The following is a 12944-nucleotide window of genomic DNA, read 5'->3' on the forward strand; positions in this document are numbered from 1 at the left end:
AAGGCAGCTGAAGAAATTGGCCTGAGCACGAAGACATTGAGAGAAAAAGCTCTTGACGGTCAGTACCCATCCACCGTTATGAGAAAGGTTCACGGTACCTGGATGGTTGATATTGAGGAATGGAACAGATGGCATCGAACGCAGATGTGAAGCTACCGCCCGGCGTTGAAATCCACGGTAAATCACTACGAATCACATTTTCTCATGAAGGAAGGCGCAGGCGCGAATCACTCGGTCTGCCCCCGACGAAACAAAATATAAAATTCGCTCAGACAAAACGCGAAGCCATCAAATACGAAATGGCCTTAGGTACATTCTCTTACGCAAAACATTTCCCAGATTCACCTCATGCCACTGGTAAGCCAAATGCCCAAACAATGGCTGAGCTGTTAGACCGCTATCTGGCGACGAAAAAAACCGACCTAAGAACATCTACATACAAAAAGTATGTTTCGATGCTAAACATAATCGTTGATCTATACGGAAAAAACCGCAGTTGCAAAACATTGGCGCCACACAGTGTTTCAGAGCTCAGAAGCCTGATCATCCAAGGCCGAACATCTCAAACCGTGAACACTTACATCCGTTCAATGAACAGTTTTTTGAAATGGCTAAACGCAATGGACTATGTAGACCGTGACTTTTCAAAGTACATGCCATATATGAAGGTGCCCGAACGAGATATAAATCCATTCACTATGGAAGAGATCGCTTTGGCGCTTAAGCATTGCTTTCAGCCGCAGCACAAAAACATAATAACTCTGCTTGTTTACTCGGGCCTACGTAGTGGGGAACTGTGTGGCTTAGCATGGGAAGATATTGACTTTGAAAGCCGCACAATGCGAATACGCCGTTCGACCTATGAGGCACGAGGTCTCAAAACCACTAAGACAGACAAGGAACGGACGGTTGACCTTCTGCCACCAGCATATGAGGCATTGCAAGAGCAAAAGAAACTCACCTGGTTCAACAGCCCTAAAGAGTATCCTGTGGAGCTATCAGATAAATCCACTCGTTTAGATAGGATCCGATTTGTATTTAGCCCCCATGTAATTACAGGACTGAATTCGATACGACCCTACGATTACCTCGGTAAAACGAGTACTAATAAAATGTGGAAGAATATCTGTATTCGAGCCGGCATCCCCTATCGTAATGTCTATCAGCTACGACACACCTATGCTTCCTGGATGCTCTCACATGCAAACGTAAACATCGCATACCTTGCGGAACAAATGGGCCATGCTAATTTCACCATGATTGCAACTATCTACGGCAAATGGATGGATAACCCTAACAAACGTGAATCAGACAAGGCTTGGGAAGCAATGAGTAAAGTGGTGTCCGCTTTGTAACGTAATCTATGTGTACACTGTCCAAAGGTCAGTTCAAACATCTTTGGACAGATATTTGCTAGATCTGATGCTATACAGCGTTTATAACAGATCGTGTATAAATCAGTACATCTAATTACATAAGGCCCACTATGCTGGGATATTGAATGCTTCTAAGAAATGGACTATGCCAATACAGAATTGGAATATGACATTGTCTCAACTGGCGATTCATTTTGAAGGTCGCTTGGATGACGTCTTAGATATTTAGCCAAAATTAGCTGACACAGAATTCTGAACGCCCTCCAATAAAGTACCCCACGTAAAACCAGCAAAGCACGCCGAACTTCGTACCAAAAGCGCCAAGTGTTACGGGTTACCTCGATTACCTTGTTAGCACTATGAACGCTGAAGTAACTTTTCTACTTTATCAGCAATTTCCTCAATGTTATCTTCAAAATTCACAAATAACTTATCATTTAACAGTGGAATTTCTTTCAACAGTACCTCACCTTCTCCAACCATTAAAGGTAATAATTTTGTTTCTTTTGAGTTAATTTCTGCTGCAAGAACTGTATTCAGTTCTTTCATCGGCCATGATTTCTTAACAGACTCGTCCGATACGATAGCGATAACATACTTAGACTTTTTCAATGCTGTGTTGATTTTTGCAACTAAAGAGTCGCCCCAATCGATAGCAAAGCAATCAATAAATCCATTGATTCCTCTCTTGGCTAAGGCCTCGTACAGTGGTAAAGCCACCTCGGCTTTGTCCTCACTAGCATGACAAATAAATACATCATACATATCAAATACACCTTTTAGTTTTCTTATGAATTCTGGCGGCTTACTATCTAAATCAAGGACTTGCTCACATAATCTTAAATAAGGGGAGTGTTCTTCGCCTTTAACCATACGTATAAAACTTAAATGCCCATACACTGCTCTCTTGAAAATAGAACCATCGAGCCCATCAAGCTTTATTTTAGCATCTGACAAATGATAACGTTGCTTTATAAAACGAATCTCAGCTTGAACTAGTCCCTTTCTCCAATCATTTATCATTGCTCTAGTTTTTCGAATAAACTTCCTATTTACATTGACCCCTTCATTTACCACTAAACCTGTAACTTCTTGCCTTTGAGATTTATGTTGTAAACGAGTTTTGTTATGACTGATTTCGAAGCCACTATCTTTTATCGTTTGTTCAAGCAAACGACCAACTTTATGTATTTCTCTCGCGTTTTCATCAAGTTCCCGCTCAACCAAAACACTTGGAAAAGGCTTGTTGCTAGAAAACGTTAAATCATCGGCATAACGTGTATATGTTAAATGGAACTTTTTAGCTATTTGAACCAATTTTTTGTCTAATGAGGTTGCAGCTAGGTTAGACAAAACTGGAGAGGTGCTAGCTCCTTGGGGTAATCGACCATTATGAGTGCAAAGTTGGGCTAAAACTGTAGCAGCAGGGATGCCCATATTAAATGGGGTATTTCGAAAGATACCTTGTACTCGGCCAAAATTTACAGAGTGGAAAAAGTCTTGAAGATCGACATTAAGTACGTAATTTTTCTTTTTATGCTGGGCAGCATTAGTAATTATGCCTTTACCATCACCAACAAAACCATGAACAGGTTTCTTCACACGGTAGTGTGCTTCAATCAACGGCTTAACTTTATCCTGTAAAATTTTAATCGATGATTTGGGACTATCAATAAGACGAGGCTTCCCTGACTTTTTCTTTATCGTAAACGAGTTATAGTTTTGCTTTTGATAATACAGAATGTGTAATAGTTGACCAACAGGAACTTCCAATATATTAGCGACATCATTATCTGTTTGTAGACCAACAAAATGAGTTTTTACTACTTCTAAGTCTCTTGTAAGAGTTGGTGATAGTCTGGGGTTTTTCCAACTATGTGACTTTTTACTTGAAATTTTTTCAGGTTCGAAAGACTTTAGCTTAAAGAGTAAACTGCTTAATGGCTTAGGCTTGATCATTTTAACTCTCAAGTTTGAATTAATGGTTCCAACCCAATCACTTTGCGCCTGCTGACAAATCGAGCGAATCGATATCGTCAGATAAAGTAGAGTTCAGGGAGCATATGTCACCCTGAGTTCCAAGTCCGAAGCAGTAACAACTTCAGACATTTTGGGTTGAAACCTTCGATATACTACACGATGCACTTAAACTTTGGTAGTAAATTTGAGATAGTGCTAAAACTAATAACACTGACGCAGTTTACCGTGTCCATGTGCTTTTCTTGTAAAAACTCTCAGGATAAGGATGGGTTATGATCCCTCATTCTCATAGGACGACTCATATCATACTCACAATTTTCACGTGCATTGTGTGCACAATCTATCAGCAATCGAAGCCTTTCAGGATTCTCCACAACTGCACTCCAATTAGATACTGAGACTTTGCTATTAGCTTTTAACAAATTGTCTATAATTCGAGAAGGCAGATGAGGGTACCGCCTTTCGTACTCTTCCCTACTACTAATTGATGTCCAACTTGAGATATTTGGGTACATCGTTTCCTTGATTTCAGCAAATGGGGATGTAACGAAATTTGACTCGCATTCAGGAGCATGCAATACAACAACGCCAGATCGCCCAAAATTTTTACCGTTGTACATGCTTGAATATACTTCCCAGTCCACATGCTTTCGATACTTCGTCTCTCTACCCACCAGCAGCAAAACGACTGTTGAGCCGCTCAAGTAATTTCGTCTTATAGATTGACGTATAACTTGGGGATCCAAATTTTCATCAATGTCGCCGGTGTTGACTGAACAATCGATAAAAATATTGTTTTGCTCGTTAATACGTAGCAGCTCCTCCTTAAGATAACCTTCGTTTCTGTGGTGGTAGCTAATAAACACCCGTCGCATAATTTCCCCTGACAATCAATCTAAACCCGAAACCAACTGATACATTTTTTCCCGGTATCCAATTAGTCGCTTATTTACTTCAAGCATATCCTTACCAAGCTCATCTAAGTGCGGATAACTTTTCTGTATGTCTTGTGGAGAAAGGTCGCTGTTGTCAGTTTTCTCTAATTGCCTTTCGTACCATCTTCGATATCTAGCTTGCCACTTCGTAAGATGAGGACGCAGACCGATATTCAATACATCAATGGATATTCTAATTATCTTCTCCGTGTCCTTTCTTTGAAATTTTGAAACAGGTACATCTTTAATCAGATCTCTAGTCACTGAAAAGAAGCTGTACCATGAGTTGTATATTTCAAAAATCACGTCGTCTTCTAAATCTATTGGAATACCTATTTTTCGGGTGCTTAACTCAACCCAGATCTGATATGCAATTTGTTTATCAGTAAGGTTTGGCTTCAGTTTGATTTTTTGGTTGCCTATGCCAAATTCAGCTTCATCTATCTCGAATGAGCGAAAAAAACCAAATCGTGTTACTAATTTAGTAATAAGGAATGCCAGAATAAGGAAAACGAAAAAATAGGTCACGTAAGGTGCTATTTCAAACGTGATTCCTAGATCAGAATCCAAGACCAGCTTAACAAGATCTTTGCTTACATCGTTTTCCTGCATTGGTCAGTGATTCTCCTCACGTCAGTGTAAATTTCAACAGTGTCTTTTCATCAGACATTGTTTATAAAATATTTTCTTAAATACAGAAATTACAGAAGGAACATACTGCGCTAACAGTCTTTATAATCCCAGTATTCACAAATTGCAGAAGGCAGAACATAGCTGCCTAGTCGCAAATGCTCAACTAATCTCATAGTCCGCTATTACGGAAAGTTGGTCAAGAACAGCCTAGAGAAAAGTGGTCAAGGATCTCGGACTAAACGGTTTTGGAGCTAAAAATGAGTCACATTACTTCATAGGCAGAGGTGACGTTAGCCATTTCGTCAAGTTAACACTATTCGCCCCAATCTAGCCCCAAATATTCTACGTATAACACTAACCATCTGTTTATAGGGTGGAAATAGACTCAGATACATAACTTGCTGGAAATGATGTACCTGGACGAGGAAACTCAGAAGTGGGCAGAAATCGGCCTGGACGACGACGCTGAAAAACCGCGTGACGTGAACGGCGTTGAACTGAAAAAAGGTGACGACGTAACGGTAATCAAAGACCTGCCGGTGAAAGGCTCTTCTATGGTGATCAAACAAGGCACTGTTGTTCGTGGCATTAGCCTGAGCGACGATCCTAAGCACGTTTCAGGCAAGGTCAACGGCCAGTCAATGTTCATCATTGCCGAGTACTGCCGTAAGAAATAAGTCTGTAACGTCCGGTGTCCGAAAGCAAAAAGGAGCGCAATCGCACTCCTTTTTCTTATATCCCGGCCAACGGCAGTACGTAGACAAGTACGGACCACACGCCAACCCAGGCTGCCACGACCGCGGCATCAAACCAATCTTTACCCCACATCCTTTCCTCCGGTACGTTGTCGACCTGGAAACAGAGTCCTTATAAGCTGGAGCAAAGAGTGTGCCACATTAGCGGGAGCTGCTGGTCAACGCCGCCTGCGAATGGTGACTGAGTAGATCAGGGTAGTCAGTCAGGACTTCAATAAAGGCATCGGCCATCGACACATTGGTCACTATCCCTTCATCTTTCATGTTCAGCAAAGCGTCATAGCCCTCTTTGCCTTTCATGGTATAAGCGGACGACGTTCCACAATAATATTGATGAGCTTCAACAGTTTGCCATTCGCTGCCCAACAAAATTTTAAGCTGGCTGATGCGCTCGCCTTTCGGTTTTTCCGCATCGTAATCAAACTTGAGATGACAGGTATAAGGATAGCTGCCGGAGCCGGTTCCTTCGACGCCGTTGTTAATCGCATTGTTGATCGCCCCTTCCAGCGTATCGGCAATGGTTTGCCCGCTGACGTGATAGACCCCGATAGGAACGGCAAACGGCAACAGCTTCCCGGCAATATCTGCCACCGTGACCTTGCCGGGCAGAATTGAAGTACGTACACCTCCGGCATTATGGATAGCAAACTGAACCGGATGGCCACGGTTTTTCATCGCATGCACAAAGGATTGCGCCACCAGGGGTGCCAGCTGGCTGGGGCCCTCATCATCAGGAATGCGTACATGGCGGCGCGTGTGTGATGCTTGCGCTACCACCTGATTCTGCAACTCGCGTACGCGGGGAATGTATTTGTTGAGCAGAATGCCCTGCACCTCTGGATCTTTTTTACATACCACCACGTTGGGATGGTTGTTGACCCATTCGCAGGCTTCAAGGTGCGCTGAATCACTGCCAGCTTCATTCATACTCGCATCCAGGAACAGACGACGGCCCAACAACAGCTCATTACGCCCCTGAAAACTGACCACCTTACCCTGCTCATCAAAATCGATATGACAGTGACCAAGCGACAGCGCATGTAAACCAGCCTGAACCACGTAGGTCTCATTGATATGCTGACCATACGCCTCTTCACGAGATAATCCCAGCGCACTAAAGTCACCCTGTAACACATGACTGTGGCCACCTACAATCAGGCTGATGCCATCGACCTTTGCCGCCAGTTCTTTATCGGCCTGATAGCCCAGATGGCTGACCAGGATAATTTTATTGATGCCAGCACGGTGAATTTCATCAATGGTGTTACGCGCAGTCTCTAAGGCATCAACAAACGGAGTATCACTGTCCGGGTTGGCGATATCGGCCATTTTATCCAGCGACAATCCAAACAGTGCAACCTGGGAGTCTCCGGCAGGCTTAGTAATCCAGTTCGCGCAACGGCGTGCAGTATCGTACGCTTTTACTTTGCGGTTCTCAGACAGACGATGGGCCTTGTTGGCTCGCTCTGCCGATAAATCCCAGTTACCGGCCAGCAACGGAAAGTTGATTCGCTCGGCAAATTGCGCGACCGGTTCGTTGCCCATATCCAATTCATGATTGCCGAGGGTCATCGCGTCAATGTTCAGAGCATTGAGCATGTCGGCGTTGGCTTTGCCTTTGAATAGGGAAAAATAGAGCGTACCCTGAAAACAGTCGCCGGCATGGACAAACAAAAAGCTACGTTGCATGCGCTTAGCATCCTCCCGCAACTGATGAATTCGGGTCGCAATGCGGGCAAAACCGCCCGCACTGACGAAAGGCATCATTTTATTACCCTGGATATCCAGAGTCAGCTGCAGAGAGGTTGGTTCGAAGTAAGAATGGGTATCGTTGATGTGAGCCAGAGTGACGGACGTTATCTCTTTTGTTTTATTCATATCATTTTTATCTCTTTTTTCTCTCTTTCATCCTAGCCATGTGATCATGACAGAAACGTGACTTTTATGAAATGGCTTTGAAAAGAAACTTACCCACTTAGACGTACATCACATTTAACGCGTATAAAGTAATGTGAACAGGGAAGAAATCAGGCAGAGGACTACAACCATCGATAGGTTTTAGGCAACAAAAACAGAAAATTTTTATTCTGCTTCAAGCATTTATTTAACTATTGCAACGAGTTTGTGAAGTATCCATCGGCCGAAACACGCTTTTTCCTTTATTCTTTAACAAAAGAACTCAACACGAACATCTAGCAAGGAAGTTGAGCCTATGCATTTAGAGCGAATTGAAGTATCAGGTTTTCGTGGCATTCGTCGTTTATCGCTCACATTCGATGACCTTACCACTTTGATCGGTGAAAATACCTGGGGTAAATCGTCGCTGCTCGACGCACTTGCGGTGATGATGCCAGCCAATGGCGAACCATATAAGTTCGAATTGCAGGACTTTCACGTCGACTATTCTATCTCGCACCCGCAGACCCAGGACATCCAGATCATTCTCAGTTTTATCGCCTCGGACCGCAAGGAGCCTAAAGCAGGCCGTTACCGCAGTCTCAAACCGGTGTGGCGCGAAGATGAGGAGGGCCAGAGCCGGATTATCTATCGCATCAGCGGCTCACGGGTGCAATATAATATTACCACTGACTACGCATTCCTCGATTTGGATGGCAATCCTATCGCGATTCATCATCCGGAAAACCTCGCTAAAGAATTGATGACCTTACATCCTGTTATCCGCCTGCGCGATTCCCGTCAGTTTGAGCGTCCGTTTGATAACAAGCACGATGTAAACTCCCGGGTGGAAAAGCGTATCAATAATACTTGCCGGCGTTTGATGGCGATTCCCGGTCATGTCAATAAAGGCGAAATGCGCAGTAGCCTCAATGCGATGCACGCTCTGGTAGAGCACTATTTCTCCTTCAAAGATCAGGGGCGCAAAAATCCGCGCCGAGAGCGGGAAAGCCTGGTTTACGGCACACCAACCAATGAAAAAAATCTGACTCAAATTGTCGATGAAACCAAAAACCGCCAGACTCGTTTGCTGCTACTGGGTTTATTGAACGCCTATTTGCAGGCCAAGGGGCCGCATCAGCTGCGGCGTTTTGCGCGTCCGATTCTGATCATTGAAGATCCTGAGGGCCGTCTGCACCCGACACACCTCGCCCGCGCGTGGAGCTTACTGGCCCTGCTGCCAATGCAGAAGATCCTCACCACTAACAGTGGCGACCTGCTCGGCTCGGTACCGCTGCATTCGATTCGCCGCCTGGTAAGAAAGTCCGACCGCACCGTCGCCACCAGCATGCCGGTCAAAGGTTTAGGCCAGGATGAACTGCGCCGCATCGGCTTTCACATTCGTTTCCATCGCTCCGGCGCATTATTTGCCCGTTGCTGGCTGCTGGTCGAAGGTGAAACTGAAGTGTGGTTATTCAGCGAACTGGCGCGCCAATGCGGCTATAACCTGGCGGCAGAAGGTGTGCAGATTATTGAGTTTGCTCAGTCGGGGCTGAAATCTTTAATCAAGGTGGCCAAAGCCTTTGGTATCGAATGGCACGTCGTCACTGATGGCGATGCCGCCGGTAAAAAGTACGCGGCAACGGTTCAGGGGATGTTGGGCCATGACCAGGAACGTCATCGCCTCACCGAATTACCGGATCGGGATATTGAGCATTTTCTCTATGCTCACGGTTTCGAATTCTTTTTTAAAGACATGGTGAAAATCCCCCATGACCATCCGATTCCGGCCAAGAAAGTCGTTACCAGAGTACTGAAAAAACATGCCAAGCCTGATCTGGCGCTGGCTATTGTCTCCCACTGTGAGGAGAACGGCGTGGATTGTATTCCCGTGTTACTGCGCTGGACCTTAAAACGGGTTATTACCATGGCAAACGGGAATACATAACGTAAAGCAAAACAGCCTCAGGCTGACTGACGAGTCGAGTGCGCTGATGCGTATTGCGAGCGGCGGTGCAACCAGACACCGCTGCTTTTCATTAGATAGCCGAAGACGCCACCGAGCAGCAGTGAGGGAATCACAATTTTCCATTCACCATGAGCTGCAAATGTTGCTGCCGAACCGATAAATGTTCCGGGGATGTATGCCAGCCACTGCTTTTTGGCCTGAATACACATAAAGAATGCGATCAGCGCAGTGACAGCGTAACTCAAAACATCAAGGCTCAGAAAGTCTGACGCATAGATGATCACCATCGCCCAGAACACACCACTAAGATTAGTCACCAGGCTCTCAGCCAAACCACGTAAACCTTCCTTTGGGGAAGCAAAGTAACTGGTACAACCCAGAAAGCCTGCCCAGGACAGTAGTCCAAGTGATACGGCGAGCCAGCCCCAAATGCCCGATAAGATTCCTGTGGTCAGTGAAATGGTAAATAAAGTACTCATAGTATCCTCTGAGAAATCACATCACGCTGTGTGTGACATCGTTAATCAAGCCAGAATACTAAGAGCTAAACGCCTTGGACAAAAGAGACATTTGTCACACTTATAATGCAACAATAAATTATTTCATTATTTTTGTGTGACGCAATCGATATACCATCAGAAAAAGTTAACGTCCGGTGTCACTCTCGGCTCTCATCTCATCGGTTACATCACCAAAGGACGCCCTTTCATCATTCGCAACCCTTCTCGTCTGATGCAGTCAGCCAGAGGATTCTCCGCCCTATCCGCCCGCCATACAAAGGACAAGGTTCTCTCCATTTTCAGCTCAGGCACATTCAGTGCGACCAGGTGACCGCTTTCAATGTGTTTTTCAACATCCAGATACGGCAAACAACTGAGATACGAGCCCTGAGCCACCAGAGATCTCAGCACTGGTACATGTTCATACTCACGCCATACATTGAGCTCTGTCATCAGATTATGTACACAACTGTCAAACGTTCGCCGGGTGCCGGAACCGGGTTCCCTTAACACCCACTTGGCCTGCTCAAGCTGCGCCAGACTCACTTCAGAGTGTTTGGCATAAGGATGATGCGCAGCCGCAACAACGATCAGATGGTCCCGGCACCACACTTCCTGTTGGATACGGTTGTCATCACAACGTCCCTCGATGATGCCCAGATCGTACTGATAATCAAGAACACCACTGATCACTGCCTGGGTTCTTCGTACCCCGAGTTCGATCCGAATCTCAGGAAAATCACTATCAATAATACTGATGAGATCGGGGACTAAATGTTCAGCCGGAGTCTGACTGGCCCCGAGGCGAATCACGCCACTCAACAAATGCTGATCATAAAACCCCATTTCAATCCGCTGTGCGTCTTGCAGCAGCGTCTTGGCTTTAGGTCTGAGCCACATTCCCCAGTGGGTCAGCGCCATCTGTTTCCCTTGACGTTCAAAGAGCGGACGCCCGAGCATTTTTTCAAGCTGAGCCAACGACATACTGGTTGCAGATTGCGTCAGCGCAAGCTTATCGGCCGCCATACTGACACTGCCGAAGTCGGCCACCGCATCAAATACTGCTAATTGTTTTAATGAGTACCGCATTGATATTCCTATCTCTCTAAATGGCTTTCCAGTCATGAGCAAACAGTTTCATTTCACTGATGCGATCACTATATCAGCGCAATTTATAAGGGCATTGAGAATTATCAATTTTACCTAATCTAGCCTGAGCCTTACTCTCCCCACTATTGCACACTCCGTGTGTGGTTTATTGGCACGGTAACTTAGGTTGCCGCTAAATATTGATTGTATTAGGGAGCTAAGATGTCGACTGCATATTCCGATAACCAAAACTATTTTTCGCCATACGAAATGATGGCTGAGGCAGAAAAATTCGCACTAAGTAAAGCCAAAAAGACCAGTGGTATGACGCTGAGCCTGGCGATGATGGCCGGCGCGTTCATCGGCCTGGCCTTTCTGTTTTACATTACCGTCACCACCGGCAGTGAGGGTGCAGGTTGGGGACTGAGCCGGCTGGCCGGCGGAGTCGCCTTCAGTATGGGCCTGATTCTTATTGTGATTTGCGGTGGTGAATTATTTACCAGCTCAGTGTTGTCGAGTATCTCCTGGGCCAACAAGCAAATAAGTTTCGGAAAAATGCTTTCTATCTGGGGCAAGGTTTATATCGGTAACTTTATCGGTGCTTCTTTCCTGCTACTGCTGGTCAGCGCTGCCGGACTTTATCAAATGGACCATGGTCAATGGGGGCTGAATGCGCTCAATATCGCTCAGCACAAATTGCACCATACCCTATTGGAAGCCTTTGCTCTTGGTGTGCTTTGTAACTTATTAGTGTGTCTCGCTATCTGGCTGACATTCAGCTCCGCGAATGCGATGACCAAAGCCGTGATGACAATCATGCCGGTTGCCATGTTTGTCTCCAGTGGCTTTGAACACTGTGTCGCTAACATGTTTATGATTCCACTTGGCATCACCATCCATGCTTTTGCACCAGACAGTTTCTGGCAGCATCTGGGCGTCGACTCAGCGCAATATGCGGATCTGAATATTAGCAACTTCATCAGCGCTAACCTGATCCCGGTGACTCTGGGCAATATTGTCGGCGGTGCAGTGTTAGTCGGCTTGTCTAACTGGTTTATCTATCGCCGCCCTCATTCTGCTCCCACTCCTATCGCTACTATCACGAACACCACCATACTCGCGTCAGCTAAGGCCATTACTATGAAACATAAAACTACCATTAAAGAGATGATGAACGTCAAACCAGTCACACTGACAACTGACGTTACAACACCTGCTGCTATTGAAACGTTAGTCAGACACAATTTGAACAGCGCGCCGGTGCTGGATCAACATGGCCGCTTGGTTGGCGTGATTTCAGCCCATGACATCATGGTCGACCTTTGGTGTCAGGATTATCTACCAAGCGCAGAGCAGACCGTGGTGGATTTGATGACTCGCGATGTGATTGCTATTGATGTTCACGACAAACTGGTTGATGTGGTTGAGTTCTTCTGTATCGATAAACAGCAGCTCTTCCCGACAACCAATATGGGCATTGCAACCCAGTTTAATTCACTGTCGGTCGAAGAACGCGCCAAAAGCATGAAAGTCAGTAAACCCCATATGTTGCCAGTACTGGAAAACGGTCAGTTTGTCGGTATTCTGGAGCGCAACGATGTGCTCGCAGCGCTGCGTCCGGTCTACAGTGAAACATTCGCACTTGAAGATAAACATAATCACCCCCGCAAAGATGACCTTAACGAACAGCAAACGTTAGCACGCGCCTAATAGACTGCGCATCGTTACTAAACTAATAGCTGATAGCCAGCTTAAGTTTTTTTGATGAGTGTGAAATTACACAAAAAAGCCCCGTCAGGGGCTTTATCTTA

Annotated in this window: 8 protein-coding genes and 2 pseudogenes; 5 read left to right on the plus strand and 5 right to left on the minus strand. The window is 45.4% G+C overall.

The window, feature by feature from the left end:
• Window positions 1–128: 128 nt before the first annotated feature.
• A complete protein-coding gene (locus J0X00_RS05045) occupies window positions 129–1355 on the plus strand; it encodes a site-specific integrase (protein WP_282476520.1) in 1227 nt (408 codons plus the stop codon).
• A gap of 130 nt (window positions 1356–1485) precedes the next feature.
• Window positions 1486–1605: pseudogene (locus J0X00_RS05050) on the plus strand (IS256 family transposase); the annotation flags it as partial.
• Between the two features lie 128 nt (window positions 1606–1733).
• On the opposite strand, the gene J0X00_RS05055 reads toward J0X00_RS05050, so the two are convergent.
• Both J0X00_RS05055 and J0X00_RS05060 read right to left on the minus strand, forming a co-directional pair.
• On the minus strand, window positions 1734–3335 hold the full coding sequence (locus tag J0X00_RS05055; protein WP_282476521.1) for a TIR domain-containing anti-phage reverse transcriptase: 1602 nt from the start codon (window positions 3333–3335) through the stop codon (window positions 1734–1736).
• Between the two features lie 911 nt (window positions 3336–4246).
• Complete coding sequence (locus J0X00_RS05060) at window positions 4247–4903, minus strand: hypothetical protein (protein WP_282476522.1); 657 nt, start codon at window positions 4901–4903, stop codon at window positions 4247–4249.
• A gap of 416 nt (window positions 4904–5319) precedes the next feature.
• On the opposite strand from J0X00_RS05060, the pseudogene J0X00_RS05065 reads away from it, so the two are divergent.
• Window positions 5320–5601 (plus strand): annotated as a pseudogene (locus tag J0X00_RS05065) (alkylphosphonate utilization protein); the annotation flags it as partial.
• A gap of 219 nt (window positions 5602–5820) precedes the next feature.
• Here J0X00_RS05065 and J0X00_RS05070 read toward each other — a convergent pair.
• A complete protein-coding gene (locus J0X00_RS05070; protein WP_282476523.1) occupies window positions 5821–7557 on the minus strand; it encodes a bifunctional UDP-sugar hydrolase/5'-nucleotidase in 1737 nt (578 codons plus the stop codon).
• Window positions 7558–7891: 334 nt separating this feature from the next.
• On the opposite strand from J0X00_RS05070, the gene J0X00_RS05075 reads away from it, so the two are divergent.
• Window positions 7892–9523 carry an ATP-dependent endonuclease gene (locus J0X00_RS05075; protein ID WP_136485736.1) on the plus strand — a complete coding sequence of 544 codons (1632 nt, stop codon included), beginning with the start codon at window positions 7892–7894 and terminating at the stop codon, window positions 9521–9523.
• Between the two features lie 17 nt (window positions 9524–9540).
• Here J0X00_RS05075 and J0X00_RS05080 read toward each other — a convergent pair whose 3' ends face one another.
• Both J0X00_RS05080 and J0X00_RS05085 read right to left on the minus strand, forming a co-directional pair.
• Entirely contained in the window at window positions 9541–10023 is a 483-nt protein-coding gene (locus J0X00_RS05080) for a DUF1097 domain-containing protein (RefSeq protein ID WP_282476524.1), read from the minus strand.
• A 204-nt stretch (window positions 10024–10227) separates the two neighbouring features.
• Window positions 10228–11133 (minus strand): LysR substrate-binding domain-containing protein, encoded by a 906-nt coding sequence (locus tag J0X00_RS05085; RefSeq protein WP_136485732.1) that lies wholly within the window; start codon window positions 11131–11133, stop codon window positions 10228–10230.
• Window positions 11134–11355: 222 nt separating this feature from the next.
• On the opposite strand from J0X00_RS05085, the gene focA reads away from it, so the two are divergent.
• Window positions 11356–12843 (plus strand): formate transporter FocA, encoded by a 1488-nt coding sequence (focA, locus tag J0X00_RS05090; protein ID WP_282476525.1) that lies wholly within the window; start codon window positions 11356–11358, stop codon window positions 12841–12843.
• Window positions 12844–12944: the final 101 nt, after the last annotated feature.

Source organism: Vibrio sp. ABG19 (assembly GCF_029962385.1).
Lineage (GTDB): Bacteria > Pseudomonadota > Gammaproteobacteria > Enterobacterales > Vibrionaceae > Vibrio > Vibrio ostreae.

Excerpts from the sequence above, each read along its gene's own strand:
- J0X00_RS05060 (WP_282476522.1), bottom strand. The coding sequence starts at position 4,903 with ATGCAGGAAAACGATGTAAGCAAAGATCTTGTTAAGCTGGTCTTGGAT.
- J0X00_RS05085 (WP_136485732.1), bottom strand. The coding sequence starts at position 11,133 with ATGCGGTACTCATTAAAACAATTAGCAGTATTTGATGCGGTGGCCGAC.
- J0X00_RS05070 (WP_282476523.1), bottom strand. The coding sequence starts at position 7,557 with ATGAATAAAACAAAAGAGATAACGTCCGTCACTCTGGCTCACATCAAC.
- J0X00_RS05055 (WP_282476521.1), bottom strand. The coding sequence starts at position 3,335 with ATGATCAAGCCTAAGCCATTAAGCAGTTTACTCTTTAAGCTAAAGTCT.
- J0X00_RS05045 (WP_282476520.1), top strand. The coding sequence starts at position 129 with ATGGCATCGAACGCAGATGTGAAGCTACCGCCCGGCGTTGAAATCCAC.
- J0X00_RS05075 (WP_136485736.1), top strand. The coding sequence starts at position 7,892 with ATGCATTTAGAGCGAATTGAAGTATCAGGTTTTCGTGGCATTCGTCGT.
- focA (WP_282476525.1), top strand. The coding sequence starts at position 11,356 with ATGTCGACTGCATATTCCGATAACCAAAACTATTTTTCGCCATACGAA.
- J0X00_RS05080 (WP_282476524.1), bottom strand. The coding sequence starts at position 10,023 with ATGAGTACTTTATTTACCATTTCACTGACCACAGGAATCTTATCGGGC.